Source organism: Streptomyces musisoli (genome assembly GCF_016741855.1).
Classification (GTDB): Bacteria; Actinomycetota; Actinomycetes; order Streptomycetales; family Streptomycetaceae; genus Streptomyces; species Streptomyces musisoli.
The window spans coordinates 908,656-931,844 of record NZ_JAERRH010000003.1; the positions used below are offsets into that span (position 1 = coordinate 908,656).

General features: G+C 73.8%; 14 protein-coding genes. 8 read left to right on the forward strand and 6 right to left on the reverse strand.

Going from position 1 to position 23,189, the window contains the following annotated elements; all coding sequences use genetic code 11:
* Positions 1–5 precede the first annotated feature (5 nt).
* Positions 6–695 carry a cell division ATP-binding protein FtsE gene (gene ftsE / locus JK361_RS12305; RefSeq protein WP_020940379.1) on the reverse strand — a complete coding sequence of 230 codons (690 nt, stop codon included), beginning with the start codon at positions 693–695 and terminating at the stop codon, positions 6–8.
* Between the two features lie 238 nt (positions 696–933).
* Between ftsE and JK361_RS12310 the strand changes: the two genes are divergently transcribed.
* Complete coding sequence (locus JK361_RS12310; RefSeq protein ID WP_201815876.1) at positions 934–1,134, forward strand: hypothetical protein; 201 nt, start codon at positions 934–936, stop codon at positions 1,132–1,134.
* 94 nt (positions 1,135–1,228) lie between these two features.
* Here JK361_RS12310 and JK361_RS12315 read toward each other — a convergent pair whose 3' ends face one another.
* The 4 genes from JK361_RS12315 to JK361_RS12330 form a co-directional block, all read right to left on the reverse strand.
* Positions 1,229–2,128, reverse strand: coding sequence for a hypothetical protein (locus tag JK361_RS12315; protein WP_201815877.1), 900 nt, complete (start codon positions 2,126–2,128; stop codon positions 1,229–1,231).
* A 297-nt stretch (positions 2,129–2,425) separates the two neighbouring features.
* On the reverse strand, positions 2,426–3,532 hold the full coding sequence (gene prfB / locus JK361_RS12320) for a peptide chain release factor 2 (RefSeq protein ID WP_201815878.1): 1,107 nt from the start codon (positions 3,530–3,532) through the stop codon (positions 2,426–2,428).
* A gap of 82 nt (positions 3,533–3,614) precedes the next feature.
* Entirely contained in the window at positions 3,615–4,841 is a 1,227-nt protein-coding gene (locus JK361_RS12325) for a serine/threonine-protein kinase (protein ID WP_201815880.1), read from the reverse strand.
* 360 nt (positions 4,842–5,201) lie between these two features.
* Positions 5,202–6,908 carry a serine/threonine-protein kinase gene (locus JK361_RS12330; protein ID WP_201815881.1) on the reverse strand — a complete coding sequence of 569 codons (1,707 nt, stop codon included), beginning with the start codon at positions 6,906–6,908 and terminating at the stop codon, positions 5,202–5,204.
* Between the two features lie 395 nt (positions 6,909–7,303).
* Here JK361_RS12330 and JK361_RS12335 point away from each other — a divergent pair, with 395 nt between their 5' ends.
* The 7 genes from JK361_RS12335 (at position 7,304) to JK361_RS12365 (ending at position 22,563) form a co-directional block, all read left to right on the forward strand.
* Positions 7,304–11,830, forward strand: coding sequence for an FHA domain-containing protein (locus JK361_RS12335; protein WP_201815883.1), 4,527 nt, complete (start codon positions 7,304–7,306; stop codon positions 11,828–11,830).
* 190 nt (positions 11,831–12,020) lie between these two features.
* Entirely contained in the window at positions 12,021–13,400 is a 1,380-nt protein-coding gene (locus JK361_RS12340; RefSeq protein WP_201815885.1) for an ABC transporter substrate-binding protein, read from the forward strand.
* Positions 13,401–13,470: 70 nt separating this feature from the next.
* Positions 13,471–14,751, forward strand: coding sequence for a carbohydrate ABC transporter permease (locus tag JK361_RS12345; RefSeq protein ID WP_201815887.1), 1,281 nt, complete (start codon positions 13,471–13,473; stop codon positions 14,749–14,751).
* Complete coding sequence (locus JK361_RS12350; protein WP_201815888.1) at positions 14,748–15,656, forward strand: carbohydrate ABC transporter permease; 909 nt, start codon at positions 14,748–14,750, stop codon at positions 15,654–15,656. Before JK361_RS12345 ends, JK361_RS12350 begins: the two co-directional genes overlap by 4 nt.
* A 155-nt stretch (positions 15,657–15,811) precedes the next feature.
* Positions 15,812–18,025, forward strand: coding sequence for a bifunctional glycosyltransferase/CDP-glycerol:glycerophosphate glycerophosphotransferase (locus JK361_RS12355; RefSeq protein ID WP_201815889.1), 2,214 nt, complete (start codon positions 15,812–15,814; stop codon positions 18,023–18,025).
* 125 nt (positions 18,026–18,150) lie between these two features.
* On the forward strand, positions 18,151–20,352 hold the full coding sequence (locus tag JK361_RS12360) for a bifunctional glycosyltransferase/CDP-glycerol:glycerophosphate glycerophosphotransferase (RefSeq protein ID WP_201815890.1): 2,202 nt from the start codon (positions 18,151–18,153) through the stop codon (positions 20,350–20,352).
* Positions 20,353–20,358: 6 nt separating this feature from the next.
* Complete coding sequence (locus tag JK361_RS12365) at positions 20,359–22,563, forward strand: bifunctional glycosyltransferase/CDP-glycerol:glycerophosphate glycerophosphotransferase (RefSeq protein WP_201815891.1); 2,205 nt, start codon at positions 20,359–20,361, stop codon at positions 22,561–22,563.
* A 146-nt stretch (positions 22,564–22,709) separates the two neighbouring features.
* Here JK361_RS12365 and JK361_RS12370 read toward each other — a convergent pair whose 3' ends face one another.
* Positions 22,710–23,123, reverse strand: coding sequence for an organic hydroperoxide resistance protein (locus JK361_RS12370; protein WP_201815892.1), 414 nt, complete (start codon positions 23,121–23,123; stop codon positions 22,710–22,712).
* Positions 23,124–23,189: the final 66 nt, after the last annotated feature.

Sequence of the window (23,189 nt, forward strand, 5' to 3'; positions counted from 1 at the left end):
TGCGGTCAGTGCTGGTAGCCGTAGACGCCGCGGGCCTGGTCGCGGACGAGGCGGCCCTTCTCCAGCTCGATGACGCGCTTGCGCATCTGGTCCACGATGTTCTGGTCGTGCGTCGCCATGATGACGGTGGTGCCCGTCCGGTTGATCCGGTCGAGCAGCTTCATGATGCCGACGGAGGTCTGCGGGTCGAGGTTGCCGGTGGGCTCGTCGGCGATCAGCAGCTTGGGCCGGTTGACGAAGGCGCGCGCGATGGCCACACGCTGCTGCTCACCACCGGACAGCTCACCGGGCCTCCGGTCCTCCTTGCCGCCGAGGCCGACGAGGTCGAGCACCTGCGGCACGGACTTGCGGATCTCGCCGCGGGACTTGCCGATGACCTCCTGCGCGAAGGCCACGTTCTCCGCGACCGTCTTGTTCGGCAGCAGCCGGAAGTCCTGGAACACGGTCCCCAGCTGGCGGCGCATCTGCGGCACCTTCCAGTTGGAGAGGCGCGCGAGGTCCTTGCCCAGGACGTGCACCTGACCGTGGCTGCACCGCTCCTCGCGGAGGACGAGCCGCAGGAAGGTGGACTTTCCGGAGCCGGAGGACCCCACGAGGAAGACGAACTCGCCCTTCTCCACCTCGAGGGAGACATCCCTGAGTGCGGGGCGGGTCTGCTTGGGGTAGACCTTGGAGACGTTGTCGAATCGGATCACGGATGCACCACGGGTCGCCGGGGGTAGATGAGCGTGACCATACGCGAACCGGGTGTGCAAGTGCAGTCGCAGGTTGAGGTTGCGCAAGACTTGTACGTATTTGTACCGCCCCCTGTCCGCATCGCCTCTGCGGAGGCCCCGCGCATGCTCCTCCGGAACCTGGCACAGTGGATGGGGGGAACGTTCCCGTCCCCGCGAGCGTTGTACATGTGATGGCCGGTGCAAGGAGGGCGAGCGCATGACGTACGACCGGTTGGTGTGCGCGAACTGCGCGGCGCCCGTGAGCGAGGGCCGGTGCCCGGTGTGCCGTGCCAATCGCCAGCGACTGCAGCAGGAGGGCTTCCTCGGGGGCCTGAACGGGCTGAACCCGATGGCGCTGATCGCGCTGCTGGCGGTGCTGATCGCCGCGGTGGCGCTGCTGGCGCACCAGACCGCGTAGGAAGCTCGCGGAAGGCGCCGTAAGGGCCCGGAGCGCCAAGCTCCGGGCCCTTACGTGTGTGCTGTGCGTGCGGTGCGTGAGCGCGGGGCTACGCTCAGGCGGCGGCGCCGCCCCGACCGGTCACCAGACGCGGCAGGACACGGAAGCCGATGCCGCCGGCGATCATCGTCGCGGCGCCGACGAGCAGGAACGCGGTCTGGCCGGCACCGGTCTCGGCGAGCTGCTTGTCGCCGCCCTGGGCCGAGGTGTCGGAGCCGGTGTCGGTCAGCGCCGAGGAGCCCTCGTCCTGGGGCACGTTGTTGTTGCCGCCGTCGGGCGTGGTGTGGTTGCCACCGGTGCCGCCGGTGCTGCCGGTGCTGCCGGAGTCACCGGAGGTGGAGCCGCCGTCGGTGCCGCTGTCGCCACCGTTGCCGTTGCCGCCCGAGTTGCCATTGCCACCCGAGTTGCCGTTACCGCCGTCGGTGCCGCTGTCGCCACCGTTGCCGTTGCCGCCATCGGTGCCGTTGCCACCGTTGCCGTTGCCACCCGAGTTGCCGTTGCCGCCGTCGGTGCCGCTGTCGCCGCCGATGGAAGCGTCACCGCCGATGGAAGCGTCACCGCCGATCGAGGCGTCGCCACCGATGGAGGCGTCACCGCCGATGGAGGCGTCACCGCCGGTCGCGGCGTCGCCACCCGTGGAGGCGTCGCCACCGGTCGCGGCGTCACCACCGGTCGCGGCGTCGCCGCCCGTGGAGGCGTCGCCACCGCTGGCAGCGGCGCCGCTCGAGCCGTCCGTGCCGGCGGTGGTGCAGATGCCGATCGGGCAGCCGCCGTCGGTACCGCCCTCGGTGTTGCCGCCGTCGGCGCCGACACCGCTCACGCCGAGGCTGATCGGGCCCGCCTGGACGTCGAGGTCCAGGGCGGACGCCGCGCCGGCTGCGGTCAGCGACGCACCGGCCGCGATCACGGCGCCGGCGGCTATCCGCGCGACCCGGATCCGCGTCTTCTTCGTCATATGGTTGCTACCCCCAGTAGCTGTTCGTCAATGAGGCGTCGCGTGGGGCGTGCCGTGATCGACGGAGGCAGCTGGTGACGAAGCGCGTCAACTACTCGATCCCCCGGTTCACATGCGCCCCTCAAGTACGCATGCCGCGCCTCACCCTTCCGATTTTTCAAAGCAACGTCAAGGGCGTTGCGGGCGCAATGTCCGGCGAGGCGATGTTTGCGGGGAATTGAAGCCTGTGAGTGTGATGTAGAACCCAGACAAAAGACAACTGCCGCCCTTCGGACGGCAGTTGTCATGTCGACAAAGTTACTTCTCCTGCTGCTTGCGCCAGCGAATGCCGGCCTCCAGGAACCCGTCGATCTCACCGTTGAACACGGCTTCCGGGTTGCCCACCTCGTGCTCGGTGCGCAGGTCCTTGACCATCTGGTAAGGGTGCAGCACGTAGGAGCGCATCTGGTTGCCCCACGAGTTGCCGCCGTCGCCCTTGAGGGCGTCCATCTTGGCCTGCTCCTCCTGCCGGCGCCGCTCCAGCAGCTTGGCCTGGAGGACGTTCATGGCGGTGGCCTTGTTCTGGATCTGCGACCGCTCGTTCTGGCAGGAGACCACGATGCCGGTGGGGAGGTGGGTGAGGCGCACCGCGGAGTCGGTGGTGTTCACGCCCTGGCCGCCGGGGCCGGAGGACCGGTAGACGTCGACGCGCAGCTCGGACTCGTCGATCTCGATGTGGTCGGTCTGCTCGACCACGGGCAGCACCTCGACACCGGCGAAGGAGGTCTGCCGGCGCCCCTGGTTGTCGTAGGGCGAGATGCGCACGAGGCGGTGGGTGCCCTGCTCGACGGAGAGGGTGCCGTAGGCGTACGGCGCCTGCACGGAGAAGGTGGTCGACTTGATGCCGGCCTCTTCCGCGTACGACGTCTCGATCAGCTCGGTCTTGTAGCCGCGCTGCTCGGCCCAGCGCAGGTACATGCGCTGGAGCTTCTCGGCGAAGTCGGCGGCGTCGACGCCACCGGCCTCGGCGCGGATGTTGACGAGCGCCTCACGGGAGTCGTACTCGCCGGACAGGAGGGTGCGGACCTCCATCTCGTCCAGCGCCTTCTTCACGGACGCCAGCTCGGACTCGGCCTCGGCGCGGGTGTCCGGGTCGTCCTCCTCCTCGGCCATCTCGAAGAGGACCGCGAGGTCGTCGATGCGGCCGCGCAGCCCTTCCGCCTTCCTGACCTCGGCCTGGAGGTGGGAGAGCTTGCTGGTGATCTTCTGCGCCTCGTCCGGGTTGTCCCACAGGGACGGCGCGGCCGCCTGCTCCTCGAGCACGGCGATGTCTGCCCTCAGCTTGTCGAGGTCCAGGACGGCCTCGATCGACTCCATGGTCGAGGAGAGGGACTTCAGCTCTTCGGATACATCGACGACTGCCACGCCTCCAGCGTAACGGCTCCGCCGAGCACCCAGTGAGCCCTCGCCCGCGAGGCGGCCGGGCCGGGGGCGGGGAAGCCCCGGCTCAGGGGGCCGACGTGCGGTGGTCGGCCGGCGCCGGCCGGTCGTCCCCGTCGGCCGACACCCACCACGCCCCGACGCCCACGACGGCGGCCACGACCACTCCGGCCACTCCCAGCGTCACCCTCCTGCGCCGTACGGCGGCCCGGTGCCGGGCCGAGCCCGGCCGGGCCGCGCCGGCGGGCCGGGGAGCGCGAGCGGTCCCGTGGGCCCCGCCGGCCAGTTCGTCCGGCCCCGGCACCCGCATCGACGTGTGGGTGTCCCGGTTGGAGTCCGGCCTGGCCCCGGGGACCAGCGAGACGGCCCCCCGGCGCCGTACCGGCTCGTCCCCCGGTTCGGCGGCCGGCGCCGGCTCCTCCGTCTCGTCCTCGGCGAGCCCCGGCTCGTCCACGTCCAGCGGCGGCATCCCGGCCAGCAGGGGAAGCTGCTCACGCAGCCGGTCCGCCAGCTCCGAGGCGCGCAGCCGGGAGGCGGGGGCCTTGGCCAGGCACTGCACCAGCAGCTGCCACAGCTCCTCGGGGATGCCGGGCAGCGGTACGACGGTCTCGGTGACGTGCCTGCGCAGGACCGCGCCGGGGTGTCCGCCGCCGAAGGGCGTGAAGCCGGCCAGCAGCTCGTACAGGACCGTCGCCAGCGCGTAGATGTCCACGGCGGCGCGGGGCGGCAGGCCCTCCACGATCTCCGGGGCCAGGTAGTCCGGGGTGCCGATGATCTTCGTGGCGCGGGTCCGCTTCGGCGAGTCGATCAGCTTGGCGACGCCGAAGTCGGTGAGCAGGGCGGGATGGGATCCGCCCGGCCCCAGCGGGCCCCGCATGTCGAGCAGGACGTTCTCGGGCTTGACGTCCCGGTGGACGACCCCGGCCGCGTGGGCCGCCGCCAGCGCGTCGGCGATGTCGGCGACGATCGCCACGGCCGCCTCGGGCGCGAGCCGCCGTTCCCGCTCCAGCCGGGTGCGCAGGTCGGTGCCGCGCACGAGGTCCATGACCAGGGCCAGGTCGTTGCCGTCCACCACGAGGTCCCGCACGGTGACGATGTGCGGGTGTTCCAGGCCGAGCAGCGCGGTGCGCTCCTGCACGAAGCGTCCGACGAGCTCCTGGTCGGAGGCGAGATCCTCGCGCAGCAGCTTGATGGCGACGGGGCCGTCCGGTCCCTCCCCCAGCCACACCGTGCCGGCGCTGCCCCGGCCCAGGATCTGGTTCGCGGTGTACCGGCTGCCGATCTTCCGTGCCAAGACTGCTCCTACAGACGCGTGTTGTCGCTGCTGCGTCATTCCGGGGGGCGGTCCCCCCGGACCCCCAGCCGACGGACCAGGACCCTGAGCGATAAAACTACGCGTCGATGGAGCCAACCTTCACCGCGGAGACGGAAATCACCCGGCAGATGTCGACAAATCCCTAAACCAGCGATCGGTTTCCGCTGCTTCGCCCGATCGGTTGCGGTCGCCCCGCCCGACCGGTTCCCACAGCATCGCCCGACCGGTTCCCACAGCATCGCCCGATCCCCGACCGTCGCCCCGCCCGGCCGGTTCCCACAGCGTTCGCCCGATCACCGGCGGTCGCCCCGCCCGGCCGGTCGCGGTCGCCGCGCCGGATCAGTTCCCGCTGCCGGACGAGCCGCCCAGGTCCTTGATCCAGCCGCCCACCTTGCCGGCCCAGTCGTGCAGCTGGTCCCAGTAGCCCTTGCCGGTGCCGATCCAGTCCTGAAGCGGGGTCAGCTCCCAGACCAGCCAGCTCGCCACGATCAGGATGACGATCGTGAACAGGCAGCCCTTCAGGCAGCCGAGGCCGGGGATCTTCGTCGGGTTGGCGCTGCGCTGCCGCGGCGCCCGGGGCTCGCGCGCGGGCCGCTGCGGCTCCGGCGGGGCGGGCGGCGCGTACCGCTGCGGCTGCTGCGGCGGGGCGTACTGCTGGGGCTGCTGCGGGTAGCCGTATCCCGGGGCCTGCTGCCGGCCGCGGGGCTGCGGCTGCTGCGGGCGGCCCTGCGGGGCCGGGCGGGGCTGCTGCTGGGGCCGCGGTGCGACCTGCCGCTGGGGGCGGCGGCGCAGCGGGTCCTCGTCCGGGTCCAGGTACTGGACCTGGGTCTGCTCGTTGCGGTCGCGGGCCGCCCGCAGCTGCCCCTGCCAGGGGTGCGGCTGCTCGGGCTGCTGTCCCTGCGGGCCGTACTGCCCCTGGCCCTGCTGTCCCGGCGGGACGGGCGGCAGCACGGCCGTCGGGTCCGCCGCGCCCGTGTTCGGCAGGACGGCGGTGGGGTCGGCGGCACCGGCCGGGCCGCCGGTGTGCGGCAGCACGCTGGTCGCGGCGTTCGGGTCGTACGCCCCCTGCGGCGCGTTGGTCGGCAGCACCTGGGTGGGATCGGCGGCACCGGGCGCGCCCGGGACGGCGGCCGGGGCCGGGTCGGGCGCGAGCAGCGCGCCGACGCCCTCGGCCGCGGCGATCTGCGCGGCGTTCGCGTGCACGCCGACGCCCTCGGCGACGACCCGCAGCCCGCGCGCGAGGTTCTCGGCGCTGGGCCGTTGCTCGGGGCTCTTGCGCAGGCAGCGCTCTATGACCGTCCACAGCGGCTCGGGGACGGTGGAGGGGCGGCGCGGCTCGGCGCTCAGGTGCTGGTGCAGAACCTCCAGGGCGCTGCCGCCGGAGAACGGCGGGCGCCCGGTGACAAGTTCGTACAGCAGGATGCCGGCGCCGTAGATGTCGACGGCGGAGGTCTGCGGGCGGCCCTCGGCGGACTCCGGGGCGACGTACGCGGGTGTGCCGACGAACTCGTGGGTGCGGGTCAGGCCCGGGGAGTCGGCGAGGCGGGCGATGCCGAAGTCGGTCAGCATCGGGTGCATCTGGCCGTCGTACTGCTGGAGCAGGACGTTGGCGGGCTTCAGGTCGCGGTGGACGACGCCGTCGGCGTGGCTCGCGGCGAGGGCGTCGGCGATCTGGGCCGTCATCAGCGCGGCGGCGACCGGGCTGAAGGGGCCGTTCTCACGCAGGTAGCGGTGCAGGTCGGGGCCGTCGACGAGGTCCATGACCAGGGCCAGCAGGTCGCCCTCGACGACCAGGTCGCGCACCCGGACGATGTTCGGATGGGTGAGCCGGAGCAGGACGGAGCGCTCCCGCAGGAAGCGCATCACGATGTCCGGGTCGCTCGCCAGCTCCTCTTTCAGGACCTTGATCGCGACCGTCTCTCCCGGCTGTCCGGGCACGGCCGCCTCGGCGCCCGCGGTCTCGCGCTGGCGGGCACGCCAGACGGTGCCTGTGGCGCCGCGTCCGAGCGGCTCCTCAAGCAGGTACTTGCTGCCGACTGGCCGCACGTCACGCGCTCCCTGCTGATTGCTGTTGCTTGCTTGCCTGCATTCCGGTGTTCCGACCCACTGTAGTGCTGTGCTCCAGGGCAGTACGTACGTGTTCCGGGGCACGTTCGAGAGGCTCGACGGAAAGACGCGCGTCCCGGTCTCCCGGTTGCCGGGGCCGGACGTGACCGATCTCAACTGATCGCCGACGGGGTACTGGTCAGGCATTTTTGGGGGCAGAGCCGACCAATCAAGATCACTTCTGTCCGGGTCCCGGGCGCGTCGTCGGTGGCAGGTGCGAGGATGCCTCCAGCAGCCTGCCGGGACGGCTCCGGCGGCTGCTGGCCGACGTGCTCGTGGGGGTGGGGGGAAGTCCGCGCCCGCGCAGACCCGCGCAGAAGGGACCGCTGACGCCGATGCAGATCCGGCTGACCGTCGTAGACCCGCTCGGCCCGTCCCCGCAGCGGGGCCGCGCCGCGTGCCGCGACGTGCTGGTCACGGCACCCGCGGGCACGGAGCTGGCCGCGGTCGCGTCGGCACTGGCCGGGGCGGTCACCGGCGAGAGCGGCGCCGGGCGGGAGGCCGGCGGCGCCTCCGTGGTGCTGTACGCGGGCGCCGAGCGGCTCGACCCCCGCCGCCGCACCCTCGGCGAGCCCCCGCTGGTCGACGGCGCCGTGCTGTCCCTGGGCGCCCCGGCGGCCCCGGAGCCGCACCCCGAGCTGGACGACGCCCCGACCCAGCTGCACGTGGTCGCGGGCCCGGACGCGGGCGGGGTCCATCTGCTGCACGGCGGCCGGATCACCGTCGGCCGCTCCGCCGACGCCGACGTCCCGCTGGACGATCCCGACGTCTCCCGTCTGCACTGCGCGGTCACCGTCGGCGCGGACGGCCGCGTCTCGGTCGCCGACCTCGGCTCCACGAACGGCACCTCCCTCGACGGCACACGCGTGACCGACCGGCCGGTGCGGTTCGCCGCCGGCAGTCTGCTGCGGATCGGCGAGTCCGCCCTGCGGGTGACCCCGTTCGGCGGGCCCGGGATGCGGATCCGCACGGTGCCCGACGGAGAGGGGTGCGTGCGGATCACGATGGGCGGCGGGGACGGTTCGCCGCGTGCCGGCGGCCCCGGCGGGGAGCAGTCGCCGCCGGCGGCCGCGCGTGGCCGCGGCGGGGCGCCGGCCGGCCGGTCGCCTTCGCCGGGCGCGGGTGCTCCCGCGGGGACGGTGGCGCCGCCTGCGGGCGCCGGGTCCCGGAGCGGGAGGCAGCCGTCTGCCGGTGCGGCGGACCCGGGCGCGGCCGGAGCGCCGTCCGCGGGTCCGGGGAACGCCGCCCGGGGAGCCACGCACCACACGTACGGCCCCTACGACTCCGCCGGCTGGGGCGCCTCCGGCGACGGTGCGGGAGCCCAGGAGCACCGGCGCGGGCAGTCCCCGGTGGTACCGGGACAGGCCGGGGCGCCGGGCGTGGAGAGCCGGGACCACGGCTCCGGCGCGTCCGGCACGGCACCCGGCGGGGACACCCACGCGGGGCAGTACGGCGCATCCGGCACGACACCCGGCGGCGACACCCACACGGGGCACTACGGCGCATCCGGCACAGCACCCGGCGGGGACACCGACGCGGGGCACTACGGCGCGGGCGCCGGGTACGCCGGGGGGACGGGCGGCGAGGGCGTGCGGGCGGGCGGCCGTAAGGGCACGCCCGTCCGGGGCACCGAGGTACCCCCGGGCGTCCGGCAGGGGAAGGCCGATGCCCCGCAGGGCACCCGGCGGCGCGGGCTCGGGGCCTGGGCGCGCCGGCTGGCCGGCGGCCGCGTGGAGCAGCCGGCCGTCCCCGCGGCGTACGACGGAACGGCCGTCCGCGCCGGCGGCGCCCCGGCGCCCGGTGTCCCGCGGCAGCCGGAGACCTGGCCGGACCCCGCCGCCCTGCTGCTCACCGCGCTGGGTCCCGGGCCCCGGCTGTGGGAGCGCGGGCCGGGCCACCCCGAGGCGCTGACCGTGCGGCTCGGCACGGCCGACCGGAGCGCACCGGACGGCTCGGGCCTGCTGCCGGCGGTGCCGGTGACCGCCGCGCTGCGGGAGGCGGGCGCGCTGGGCCTGGCCGGCCCGCGCCCCCGGCTGTCCGGGCTGGCCCGCGCGGTACTGGCCCAGCTCGCCGCGCTGCACTCCCCCGATCTGCTGGAGATCGTGCTGATCAGCGCGGACCACACGCGTCCGGTGGCGGACCGTACGGCCGAGTGGGCCTGGCTGGGCTGGCTGCCGCACGTCCGGCCGGGTCACGGCCAGGACTGCCGTCTGCTGCTGGCCTACGACCGCGAACAGGCGGCGGCCCGCACGGAGGAACTGCTGCGCCGGGTGGAGGACCACGCGGCGACGGGCCGGACGACGGCCCACCCCGCCGCCCCGCGCGGCACGGACCCGGCGGAGCCCGGCGCCCGGGGCGGGACCGCCCCGTACGGCACGTCCGGCGGCCGCGCCGGGGACACGAGCCCGGCCGGCCCGTCCGCACCGGGCACGCCGGACGCCGCCGCCCCGGCACCCGGCCCTTCCGGCACCGGCGCCCACCCCGGGGCGCCCGATGGTCCGGCAGCCGGCCCACGCCCCGCGAACCCCGGCGTCTCCGCGGCCGGCCCGCACCCCGCAAGCCCTGGCGTCTCCGCGACGGGCCCGTACCCCGCGAACCCCGGCGCCTCCGCGACGGGCCCGCACCCCGCAGGCCCGGACATCTCCACGGCCGTCCCGCGTCCCGGCACCCCGACCGCCCCGTATCCCGGCACCCCGGGCGTGCCCGTCGACGGCACCGTGCCCGGTCCGGGCGCGCACGCCCGCGGTCCGGCGGGCGCGCACGCCCCCGGCGCCGCCCCGGCCGCCCCCACCGCGGAGCCTCCGTCCGTTTCCGGTGGCCGTGGGACCGCACCCGGCAGCCACGGGACCGCACCCGGCAACCACGGTGCCGGTGCCGGTGCTGGTGCCGGCAGCCACGGCACCGCGCCCCGCAGCCACGGCACCGCTCCTGGCAACCACGGCACCGCACCCGGCAGCCACGGGACCGCTCCGGGCAGCCACGGCACCGCACCCGGCAGCCACGGTGCCGGTGCCGGTGTCGGCAGCCACGGTGCCGGTGTCGGTGTCGGTGTCGGTGTCGGTGTCGGCAGCCACGGTGCCGGTGACGTCGGCTCCACCGCCAGCGTCGCCACGCCCCCCGACGGCGAAGGCGCCGCCCGCCGTCCCTCGTGGGCCAGGGCGGACGCCGGACCCGCCGGTGCCGGGGGTTTCGCGGGGCCGTACACCGTCGTCGTCGTGGACGGGGACCCGGGCGGCTCCGCGCTGCGGGACGCCCTCGCGCGGCTGGCCGTGGCCGGGCCCCGGGCCGGGATCCACGTGGTGTGTCTCGCCGAGACCGAGCCCGCCTCGCCCGCCTCCCCCGTGACGCGGACGTACGAGGCCGCGTGCGCGGTGACGCCGACGTTCCGGCACTGCGGTGCCGTGGCACTGCTCAGCGGGGACGTCGCCGCCGGGCTCCAGCTGCTGCGGGTCGCGCCGGGCGGTCCCGCCGGACCCGGTACGCAGGCCGCCGTCGACGCCGTCTCCGCCGCCTGGGCGGAGCGGTTCGCGCGGGCCCTGGCGCCGCTGCGCCCGGACGGCCCGGCCGGCGAGCCGCTCGCGCTGGTGTCCGCGCCGCTGCCGCAGTCGGCACGGCTGCTGGACGAGCTGGGTCTGGCCCGGGCCACGCCGGCGTCCCTGATGGCGCGCTGGGCGGACGCGGCCGACGACACGGAGTCGCTGGGCGGGCGGGCACGGGCGGTGCTCGGTGCCGGGCCGCGCGGTCCGGTCACCGCCGACCTCGTGGCCGACGGGCCGCACCTGCTGATCGAGGGGCCGGCCGGCAGTGGCCGTACCGAGCTGCTGCGGACCGTGGTCGCCTCGCTGGCCGCGGCCGAGCGGCCGGACCGGCTGGCCGTGGTGCTGCTCGACGGCAGGGACGGGGTCGGCACCGGCTCCGGGCGCGGTGAGGGCCTGCGCGTGTGCACGGACATACCGCATGTCACCACCCACCTGATCGCCAACGACCCGGTGCGCATGCGGGAGTTCGCCCAGTCGCTGGCCGCCGAGCTGAAGCGCCGGGCGGAGCTGCTGGGCCGGACCGACTTCGCCCGGTGGCACGCGGGCCGGGAGGTGTCCGGCCGGATGGTGACGCAGCGCTCGTCCCCCTCCGGGGACCCACTCGGGCAGCGCTCGTCCCCCTCCGGGGACCCACTCGGGCAGCGCTCGTCCCCCTCCGGGGACCCACTCGGGCAGCGCTCGTCCCCCTCCGGGGACCCGCTCGGGCAGCGCTCGTCCGCCGCTTCCTCCGGTGACATAGAGGCGCCGCCCAGCTCCACCCTGCGGCTGCGGCCGGGCGCGGCGGCCCGGCAGCGTGCCGCCGCGGTGCCGCCGCTGCCGCGGCTGGTGGTGGTCGTCGACGACCTGGACGCGCTGGTCTCCCCCGCCCTCGGTTCGCCGGGCCGGCCCGCCGCCGGATCGGTGATACGGGCGCTGGAGGCGGTGGCCCGGGAGGGCGAGCGGCTCGGTGTGCATCTGGTGGCGGCGGCCGCGTCCGGCGGCCGTACGGCGGAGTCGGAGCCGGCGCTCCGGGCGTCCCTGCGGGTGGTGCTGGACGCCCCGCAGCCGGGACCGGACCAGCCGGCTCCGGGACGGGGACGGCTGGCGTACGCGGACGGGCGGGCCGTGGGCCTCCAGGGCGGCCGGGTGACCGGCCGTATCCCGCGTACCGCGACCCAGCGGCCCACGGTCGTCCCGCTGGACTGGCAGCGCATGGGCGATCCGCCGGCCCGCCGGCCCGTGCGGGAGCTGGGCAACGGCCCGACCGACCTGGCCCTGCTGGCGAGCGCGGTGGAGCGGGCGGCCCGCGAGGTCGCGGCGGCGGAGGTGCCGTCCCTCCTCTGAGTGATCCCGCCGGCCCCCGGGCCGCCGGAAACCCGTACGCATACACCCCTGGTCACGAGCCGGTCACGATGCGCCGGTCGACACCGCAGGCGCTCTTGCCCGCCCGGAGCGGCCCGGCGTAGACCGGACCGCACGGGACAGAGTTCTGACGTTCAACGACGTTCAACGGAGAACGACGAACGGGGAAGTGATGCGCAGCAAGAGCAGCACGTTCCGGGCCCACAGGGCCGTCACCACACTCGCCACCCTGCTCGCGGGAGCCCTGGCGCTCTCCGCCTGCTCCAGCAGTGACAACGACAAGAAGGACAACGGGGAGAAGAGCGGCGGGGCCACCGGCTCCACCGTCACCCTGCCGAAGCTGGACGGCGCCCACCTGGAGGTGGCCGCCGTCTGGACCGGTGCCGAGCAGGCCAACTTCAAGAAGGTCCTCGCCGAGTTCGAGAAGCGCACCGGCGCGAAGGTCACCTTCGTGCCCGCGCAGGATCCGATCATCAACTTCCTCGGTTCGAAGATCGCGGGCGGTCAGCCGCCGGACGTCGCGCTGCTGCCGCAGCCCGGCGCCATCAGGCAGGCCGTGCAGAAGGGCTGGGCCAAACCGATCGGACCGGAGGGACAGAAGGAGCTGGCGAAGAACTACTCGCAGGGCTGGCAGGACATCGGCAAGGTCGACGGCAAGCAGTACGGCGTCTACTACAAGGCCGCCAACAAGTCGCTGATCTGGTACAACGCCAAGGTCTTCGAGAACGCGGGCGCCCAGGAACCCAAGACCTGGAAGGACCTGCTGACCGCGTCGCAGGCGGTGTACGACTCCGGGGTCACGCCGTTCTCGGTGGCCGGCGCGGACGGCTGGCCGCTGACCGACTGGTTCGAGAACATCTACCTGTCGCAGGCCGGTCCGGAGAAGTACGACCAGCTCGCCCAGCACAAGATCAAGTGGACCGATCCGTCGGTGAAGCAGGCGCTGACCACCCTCGCACAGGTCTGGGGCAAGAAGGACTACCTGGCGGGCGGCCAGGACGGCGCCCTCCAGACGGAGTTCCCGCAGTCGGTCACCCAGACCTTCACCGGCGGCGACCAGCCGAAGTCGGCCATGGTCTACGAGGGCGACTTCGTGCAGGTCAACATCGGTGAGACCAAGGCGAAGGTGGGGACGGACGCGAAGGTGTTCCCGTTCCCGGCGGTCGGCTCGGCCGCACCGGTGGTCTCCGGCGGTGACGCGGCGGTGATCCTGAAGGACTCCAAGGCGGCGCAGGCCCTGGCCGCCTTCCTCGCCTCCCCGGACGCGGCGACGATCCAGGCGAAGCTCGGCGGCTACCTCTCCCCGAACAAGAACGTGCCGGTCTCGGCGTACCCGAACGCGGTGCAGCAGAAGATCGCCAAGGCGCTGATCGCGTCCGGCGACGACTTCCGCTTCGACATGTCCGACCAGGCCCCGCAGGCCTTCGGTGGGACGCCCGGCAAGGGTGAGTGGAAGGACCTCCAGGACTTCCTGAAGAACCCGAAGGACGTCGCGGGCGCCCAGGCGAAGCTGGAGAAGGACGCGGCGGCGGCCTACGGGAACGGGGGCTGATCCGGCCATGGCGTCGGCAGCGGCGGCCGGGGCCCCACCGGGCCCCGCCGCACCCCGCAGTCGCAAGAGCGTGACCGGCACCCGGAGGACCGTGGCAGCCCTGTTCCTGCTGCCCGCGCTGGTGCTGCTCGGCGCGCTCGTGGTCTACCCCATCGGGTACTCGCTCGTCCGCAGCTTCTACAACGCCTCCGGCGACGGCTTCGCCGGCTTCGACAACTACACGACCCTCTTCACCGACGACAGCATCCGGACCGCCCTGAAGAACAACGTCATCTGGGTGGTGTTCGCGCCGACCGTCTCCACCGCGCTCGGTCTGGTCTTCGCGGTGCTGACCGAACGGGTGCGCTGGGGAACGGCGTTCAAGCTGGTCGTCTTCATGCCGATGGCGATCTCGATGCTGGCCGCCGGGATCATCTTCCGGCTGGTGTACGACCAGGACCCGGACAAGGGAGTCGCGAACGGGGTGTGGGTGGGCGTGCACGACACGTTCGCGCAGTCGTCGGCGTTCCCGAAGGCCCACCCGGGACGGGAGTCGCCGCTGGTGGCCGAGGACGGCGGCTTCGTCACCAAGGCCGCCGTGCACGCCGGGCAGCCGGTCGGTCTGCCGCTCGTCGGCGTCGCCCCGGACCAGCTGCCGGACGGTGTGCGCAAGGCCGCCGCCGCCCGAGCGGAGCCGGGGAAGGTCACCGGCACCACCTGGCAGGACTTCACCCGCGGCAAGGGCGTCGGAAAGCTCGGCGCACCCGATCCGTCCGAGGTGGGCTATGCCGGGATGCGGATCGAGGCGGTGAAGGACGGCAAGGTGGTCGCCTCGGCGGAGGCGGCCGGTGACGGCACGTTCGCCCTGCCCGCGTCGGCCGACGGGGCCCGGCTCAGGCTGCCCGCGAGCAATTTCAAGGAGCCGTACAACGGGGTCGACTGGCTCGGCCCGGCCCTGGTCACCCCGGCGATCATCGGGGCGTACGTGTGGATGTGGGCGGGCTTCGCGATGGTGCTGATCGCGGCCGGTCTCGCGGGCGTGCCCCGGGAGCTGCTGGAGGCGGCGCGGGTGGACGGCGCCACCGAGTGGCAGGTGTTCCGCAAGGTCACGGTGCCGCTGCTGGCGCCGGTGCTGGCGGTCGTCGTCGTCACGCTGATGATCAACGTGCTGAAGGTGTTCGACCTGGTGTTCATCATCGCGCCGGGCTCCTCCCAGGACGACGCGAACGTGCTGGCGCTGGAGCTGTACCGCAAGGGCTTCGCGGAGAGCCAGCCGGGTATCGCCAGCGCGATCTCGGTGTTCCTGCTGCTGCTGGTGATCCCGGTGATGGCATTCAACATCCGTCGGCTGCGGCGGGAGGTGCGGCGATGACGACGACCGCCGAAAGCGTCGGGAAGACCGAGCCGGTCCGGACGGTCGGGGCCGGGCAGTCGGTCGGTTCCCGGATCGCCGGGAAGCTGGGCGGCGGACTGGTCCGTGCGGTGCTGATCGTCGTGGGCCTGTTCTGGCTGGTGCCGACCATCGGCCTGCTCGTCTCCTCGCTGCGCACGCCCCAGGACATGAGTGCGAGCGGCTGGTGGACGGTGTTCTCCAAGCCGTCCCAGCTCACCGTGGACAGCTACCAGAAGCTGCTGGAGAACTCAGACATCACCAACTCCCTGGTGAACACGGTGCTGATCACGGTCCCGGCGACCGTCCTCGTCGTGGTGATCGGGGCGCTGGCCGGGTACGCGTTCGCGTGGATGGAGTTCCCGGGCCGGGACTGGTGGTTCCTGGGCGTGGTGAGCCTGCTGGTGGTGCCCGTCCAGGTGGCGCTGATCCCGATCGCCGAACTGTTCGGCGACATCGGGCTGTTCGGGACGATCCTCGGGGTGATCCTGTTCCACACCGGCTTCGGTCTGCCGTTCGCGGTGTTCCTGCTGCGGAACTTCTTCGCGGAGATCCCGCGCGAGCTGCTGGAGGCGGCCCGGCTGGACGGGGCGGGCGAACTGCGCGTGTTCGCACGGGTCGTGATGCCGCTGGGCGGCCCGGCGATCGCCTCGCTCGGCATCTTCCAGTTCCTGTGGGTGTGGAACGACATGCTGGTCGCGCTGGTGTTCACCAAGTCGGGCACGCAGCCGATCACGGTCGCCCTCCAGACGCAGGTACGGCAGTTCGGCAACAACATCGACGTGCTGGCTCCCGGCGCGTTCATCTCCATGGTGATCCCGCTGGCCGTGTTCTTCGCGTTCCAGAAGCAGTTCGTGTCCGGAGTGATGGCGGGCGCGGTCAAGTAGCCACGAAACGGACACTTTTCGAGGGGCGGGCCTTAAGGGGCCCGTCCCTCCGCGTTCACCTGGAGTAACCCGAATGCCGTACGGGCCCGTAACCAAGTCACTCCATCGGCCGTTCCCGGGCAAGACGCCCGCGCCGACCGACCCATGGATGTCCCTTGCCCAGGTTCAGTGTCATTGTCCCCGCGTACAAGGTCCAGGCGTATCTCTCCGAGTGCCTGGACTCGGTGCTCTCGCAGTCGTACTCCGATCTGGAACTGATCGCCGTGGACGACTGCTCGCCCGACGCCTGCGGCGCGATCATCGACGAGTACGCGGCCCGGGACGCGCGCGTCAGGCCCGTGCACCTGCCCGGCAACCGGGGGCTGGGCCGCGCCCGGAACGCGGGCATGGCCGAGGCGACCGGCGACTACCTGGTCTTCCTGGACAGCGACGACACGCTCACCCCGGACGCGCTGCGGTCGGTCGCCGACCGGCTCAAGGAGACCGGCGACCCGGACGTCCTGGTCTTCGACTACGCGCGCACCTTCTGGGACGGCCGGGAGGTGCGCAACCAGCTCGCCGCCCAACTCGCCGAGCGGGGACCGGCACCGTTCCGGCTGGAGGACCGGCCCGGACTGCTGCGGGTGCTGATGGTGGCCTGGAACAAGGCCTACCGGCGGGAGTTCGTGCGGGCCCACGGATTCGAGTTCCCGCCGGGCTACTACGAGGACACGCCCTGGACCTTCCCGGTACTGCTGACGGCCGGTTCGATCGCCACCCTGGACCGGGTGTGCGTGCACTACCGGCAGCGCCGGCAGGGCAGCATCCTCGGCACCACCAGCCGCCGGCACTTCGATCTGTTCGAGCAGTACGACCGGGTGTTCGCGTACGTCGGGCAGCGGCCCGAACTGGCCCGCTGGCGGCCGGAGCTGTACCGGCGGATGGTCGACCACTACGCGGTGGTGTTCACCCGGCCGGACCGGCTGCCGCGCGGCAGCCACGGCGAATTCCTGCGCCGGGCCCGCGCCCACTGCCGCCGCCACCGGGTGCCGGGGACGCGCCTCGGGCTGCGGCAGACCCTGGTCCGCCTCGGCCTGCACCGCACGTTGCGGGTGCTCCGGCTGGTCTCGGCCGCCCGCCGGCGCACGCTGAAGAGCGCCGTGCGGCCGGCCCGAGCCCTGCGCGCCGGTGCGCTGGGGCTGCACTACCGGATCCAGCTGCGGCTGCCGCTGCGCTCGGACCGGGCGGTGTTCGCCGCCCGGGAGGGGCGCGGCGATCCGGCCGCGCTGGAGGAGGCGTTCCGGGTGCACGCCCCGCACCTGAGCACGGCGTGGATCACCCCGTCCGGGCAGGAGCAGTCGGCACCGCCGGGGCCGCGCCGGCTGACGCCCGGCACGGCCGCCTACTGGTCGGCGCTGGCCCGCTCCCGCTACCTGGTCGGCGACGCCGGCTTCGAGGGGAGGCTGCGCAAGCGGCCCGGACAGGTCGTCGTACAGACCGGGCAGGGCACCCCGCTCGGCCATGAGGGCCTCGACCTCCAGGAGCACCCGGCGGCGGCCCGGGACACGGACTTCGCCCGGCAGCTGCGGGACGTCGACCGGTGGGACTACCTGCTGTCCGGCAACCGGTACACCACCCTGATCCGGGAGCGGGCCCACCCGGGCCGCTACACCACGCTGGAGTGCGGGCTGCCCCGCAACGACGTCTTCCAGCGGGCGACCCCGGCGGACGTGGCCCGGCTGCGGGCCTCGCTGGGCGTCCCCGAGGGCGCGGTCGCGGTGCTGTACGCGCCCGCGTACCGCGATCACCGGCGCACCCAGCGCCCGCTGCTCGACCTGGAGCGGATCCTGCGCCGACTGGGCCCGCGCTTCGTGATCCTCGCCCGCGCCCACACCCCCGTCCAGGGCACCCGGATCATCGACGTCTCCGGCCACCCGGACCTGGCCGCCCTGTGTCTCGCCTCGGACGCGCTGGTCACCGACTACGCGCCCGTCATGTTCGACTACGCGGGCCTCGACCGGCCGATCGTGGTGCACACCGAGGACTGGGCGGCGTACGAGGCGGCCCGGGGCGTCTACTTCGACCTGCGGGCCTTCCCGCCCGGCGCGGTGGCGCGCAGCGAGGACGAGCTGATCGACATCTTCGCCACCGGGCACTGGCGCGGCTCGCGGTCGGCGCAGCTGCGGGCGGCGTTCCGGGAGCGGTTCTGCCCGTGGGACGACGGGCGCGCCGCCGAGCGGGTCGTACGGCGGGTGGTGCTGGGCGAGACGGAGCTGCCGCCGGTGGTGCCGCTCGCGAACCGGAATCCGGTGCCGGCGGCCTGCGCACGCTCCCCGCTGGCCACCGTGCCGCAACCTTCCGGTCCCCTCCCCGTCACCGAGTGCCACTGAACACCGTTGGTCCTTCCGGGAGTTCCCATGCCCCTCGGCTCGACGCGGCCCACCCCGAGCCGGCCGTCCACCTGGCGCCCGGCGGGACGGCCCGGCCGCGTCCGCAAGACGACAGAAAGAACCACATGCCCCGCTTCAGCATCATCGTCCCCTCCCACGGGGTCTCCGGCCGGCTGTCCCAGGCGCTGGACTCGGTCCTCGGCCAGTCCTTCGGCGACTTCCAGCTGATCCCGGTCTGCGACGCCCCCGACGCCCCGGCCGCCGCGGTGGCCGCCGGGTACGCGGAGCGGGACTCCCGGGTGACCCCGGTCCACTCGCCGCCGTCCGCCGGCCTGAGCGGGGCGCGCAACGCCGGGATGCGGGCGGCGACCGGCGCCTATCTGCTGTTCCTGGACGGCGACGACCTGCTGCTGCCGGGCGCGCTGGCCGCGCTGGACGCCCGGCTGTCGGAGGTGTCCGGGGTGGATGTGCTGTACGCCGAGCACGAGCGCGCCCCCTGGTGGGAGGGCGAGCCGACGAACCCGGCGGCGCCGCTGCTCGCCGGGGCCCCGAAGGGCGCCTTCGCCCCCGTCGAGCTGCCCGCGCTGACCGGTGTCCAGCTGCCGGTGTGGGGCGTCGTGTACCGCCGGGCCTTCCTCGCCGATCAGGAACTCGCCTTTCCCGAGGGGCTCTTCACCGACCTCGGCTGGGGCGGGCTGGCCGGCGTCGCCGCCGGGCGGATCGCGGTGCTGCGCCGGCCCGTCGTCCGGCACCGGCTGCGCCGTCAGGGCAGCCGGCTCAACCTGCCCGGGCCGCACCAGCACACCCTGCTGGACCAGGTGGAGCGGGTGCTGTCGCGGGCGGCCGAGAGCGGCCTGCCCGCCGAGCGGACCGGCCCCCTGTTCGACCAGCTGTTCGCCGTGGTGCTGAAGACGGCGTCCCGGCCGGAGCGGCTGCTCTCCGGGCACCGGGCGTTCTTCCGCCGCGCGGCCCGCCTCTACCGCAGGCACCGGCCGGCCGGGCACCGGGTGCCGGCCGGCAGCCTGGGCGTGCAGCACCGGCTGCTGGCGGCCGGCGCGTACACCGCCTTCCGCGGTCTGCGCGGTGTCAACCGGGCGGCCGGCGGCGCGGCCCGGCGGCTGCCGCGTCCGCGCATGCTGCGCACCCGGCTGCGCTACGCCCGCGACCTGCGCCGCCCGCTGGACGAGAACCTCGCCGTGTACTGCGCCTACTGGGGCCGCGGTTATGCCTGCAATCCGGCCGCGATCCACGCCAAGGCCCGTGAACTCGCCCCGCACATCCGCTCGGTGTTCCTCGTCGAGGCGGGCCAGGAGCACGCCGTGCCGCGGGACGTCGAGTACGCGGTGATCGGCTCGCGGCGCTACTGGGAGGTGCTGTCCCGCGCCAAGTACCTGATCAACAACGCGAACTTCGCCGAGGGCGTCGTCAAGCGGCCCGGCAGCGTGCACCTCCAGACCCAGCACGGCACGCCGCTGAAGACGATGGGCGTGGACCAGTCGACGTACCCGGTGGTGGCCGCGCAGTCCGGCAGCTTCACCCGGCTGCTGGGCCGGGTCGACCGGTGGGACTTCAACCTCTCCTCCAACCGACACTCCACCCAGGTGTGGGAGCGCGCCTTCCCGGGCTCCTACGAGCACCTGGAGTACGGCTATCCGCGCAACGACGTCTACTACACGGCGACCGCCCGCGACGTGGCCCGGATCCGGCGTGAACTGGGCGTCCCCGAGGGCAAGACGGCCGTGCTGTACGCGCCGACCCACCGCGACCACCACACCGGCTTCGAGACCGGCCTGGACCTGGAGGCGTTCTGCGCGGCGGCCGGCGAGGACGTCGTCGTGCTGCTGCGCGCCCACTACTTCTACGACCGGGGCCGCTCCCGGGGCTCGGAAAGGATCATCGACGTCACCGCGCACCGCTCCTCGGAGGACGTGTGCCTGGCCGCGGACGCGCTGGTCACCGACTACTCGTCCATCATGTTCGACTACGCCAACCTGGACCGGCCGATCGTCGTGTACGCCGACGACTGGGACGTCTACCAGGAGACCCGGGGCGTCTACTTCGACCTGCCGGCCGAGCCGCCCGGTGTGGTCGTCCGGACCCCCGGGGAGCTGGCCGCCGTCTTCCGCGACGGCTCGTACGCGGGCCCCGGGGCCGGTGCGCTGCGAGCCGCGTTCCGGGAGCGGTTCTGCCAGTTCGACGACGGGCGGGCCGCCGAGCGGGTGGTGCGGCGGGTGCTGCTCGGTGAGCCGCCGGAGGCGGTCCCGCCCGTGATCCCGCTCGCGGAGCGCATCCCCGCCCCCGCCGCCGCGACCCTCGTGAGGAGCTGACCCGCCGTGCCCCGCTTCAGTCTGATCGTGCCCTGTTTCAAGGTGCAGGGCTTTCTGCGCGAGTGCCTGGACTCGGTGCTCGGGCAGTCCTTCGGCGACTTCGAGCTGATCGCCGTGGACGACCGCTCCCCGGACGGCTGCGGCGCGATCCTGGACGAGTACGCCGAGCGCGACCCGCGCGTGAAGGTGCTGCACCTGCCGGAGAACGTGGGCCTCGGCCGGGCCCGCAACGCGGGCATGCCCGAGGCCACCGGCGACTACCTGTTCTTCCTGGACAGTGACGACACCCTCACCCCGGGCGCGCTGCGGGCCGTCGCCGACCGGCTCACGGAGGCCGACGACCCGGACGTCCTCGTCTTCGACTACGCGCGCACCTACTGGTGGGGCGGCACCCGGCGCAACGCGCTCGCCGAGGTCCTGGCCGAGGCCGGGGCGGACACCTTCACCGTCGCGCGGTATCCGCGGATCCTCGACCTGCTGATGGTGGTCTGGAACAAGGTCTACCGCCGGGAGTTCGTCACGGAGAACGGCTTCTCGTTCCCGCCCGGCTACTACGAGGACACCCCCTGGACCTTCCCGGTCATGCTCAGCGCCCGGCGGATCGCCGCCCTGGACCGGATCTGCCTGAACTACCGGCAGCGCAGGCAGGGCAACATCCTGTCCACCACCAGCCGCAAGCACTTCGACATCCACGACCAGTACGAACGGGTCTTCGCCTTCGTGGCCGAGCGGCCGGAACTGGCGGGCTGGCGGCCGTATCTGCACCGCAAGATGGGCGAGCACTGCCTGGACATCCTCGCCAAGCCGGACCGGCTGCCGCCCGCCGACAAGGCCGAGTTCTTCCGGCGCACGGCGGAGATGTTCCGCCGGCACCGGCCCGAGGGGGCCCGGGTGGACGGCGAGGTCGCCGTGCTCACCGGCAGCTGGACGGGCTACCGGCTGCGGCGGCAGGCGGCACGGGCGGGCCGGGAGGCGGGCCGGCGGGCGGACCGGGCGCGCCGGGCGGCCGCCGCGCGGGCCCGCACCGGCTGGGCGGGGCTGCACGCGCACCGCCCGCTGGACGAGAACCTGGTGGTGTACTCGGCGTCCTCGCACCGGGGCGTGCTGGGCGACCCGGCCGCCGTGTACGCCGCGGCCCGCGAGGTCGCGCCGCGGCTGCGCGGGGTGTGGGTGGTGCGGGACGCGGAGACGGCCGCGCAGCTGCCGCCCGACGTCGAGCACGTGATCGTCGGCTCCCGGCGCTATCTGGAGGTGACCGCGCGCGCGAAGTTCTTCGTCAACGACGTCAACTGGCCCGGCACGCTGGCCAAGCGGCCCGGCAGCGTGCACATCCACACCCACCAGGGCACCCCGCTGAAGTACCTGGGCGCCGACCTGCTGGGCAAGCCGGGCGCGCGGCTCGGCTTCGACGTGCCGCAGATGCTGCGCCGGGCCGACCGCTGGGACTACAGCCTGGCCGCCAACCGGCACTCCGAGCTGGTCTGGGAGCGGGCCTACCCCTGTCACTTCACGTCGGTGCGCACCGGCAGCCCGCGCAACGACGTGCTGGTGAACGGGGGTGTAGGCGACTTCCGGGAACGGCACGGCATCCCGGCCGGCCACACGGTCGTGCTGTACGCGCCGACCCGGCGGGACTACCGCCGCGGCGGGCACGTGGACCGGATCGACCTGGCCCGGTTCGCCGCCGACCTGGGTGAGGGCAGCACGCTCGTCGTCCGGCTGCACCCGTCGCTGGCGAAGGGCCCCGCGCGGGGCATGGGCCTGACGGAGCTGGCCCGGCGCGGGATCGTGGTCGACGCGACCGACGAACCGCGGACGGCGGACGTGCTGCTCGCGGCGGACGTGCTGGTCACCGACTACTCGTCCGTGATGTTCGACTACGCCAACCTGGACCGGCCGATCGTGGTGCACGCAGACGACTGGCCCGCGTTCACGGCGAGCCGGGGCGCCTATCTCGACGTCACCGCCGACGCTCCGGGCCATGTCTCGCACTCGTACCGGGAGCTGGCCCGGCTGTTCTCCACGGGCGCGTGGCGGGACGAGGAGTCGGCGCGGCTGCGCGCGGACTTCCGGGAGCGGTTCTGCGAGTTCGACGACGGGCGGGCGGCGGAGCGGGTCGTGCGGACCCTGCTGCTGGGCGAGCCGATGCCCTGGCCGGCGGTCCGCATCCCGGGTCAGGCGGCGGCTCCGGACGCGCTGACGTCGGCGTAGACGGCGCGGGGGCCGGTCCCCGCCGGGACCGGCCCTCTGCGTCGTGCGGGCGGCCGTTCGTGCGCCCGCACCCGGTCACCAGGTGGCCCGCTCAACGCTCACCCGGTGACTCGGTGACTCGGTGACTCCGCAGCGCGGCTGCGCGCCTACTCGATGACGAGGTCGACGTCGACGTTGCCGCGGGTGGCGTTGGAGTACGGGCAGACCTGGTGGGCGGTCTCGACCAGCTTGCGGCCGGTCTCCTCGTCCACGGTCTCGGGCAGCTCGACCCGCAGGGTCACCTTCAGCCCGAAGCCCTCGCCCTGCTTGCCTATGCCCACCTCGGCGGTCACGGCGGCGTCGCTGACGTCGACCTTCGCCTGGCGTCCGACCAGGCCGAGGGCGCTGCCGAAGCAGGCGGCGTAACCGGCGGCGAAGAGCTGCTCCGGGTTGGTGCCCTCGCCGTTGCCGCCCAGCTCCACCGGCGGGGCCAGCTTGAGGTCGATCTTGCCGTCGGAGGAGACGGCACGGCCGTCGCGGCCGTGGGTCGCGGTGGCGACAGCGGTGTAGAGCGCGTCCATGAAGACCATCCCTTGAGGAAATCGGGTGTTCCGGCGGGGCCTGTCCCGTCCGCCGCACGACTACGA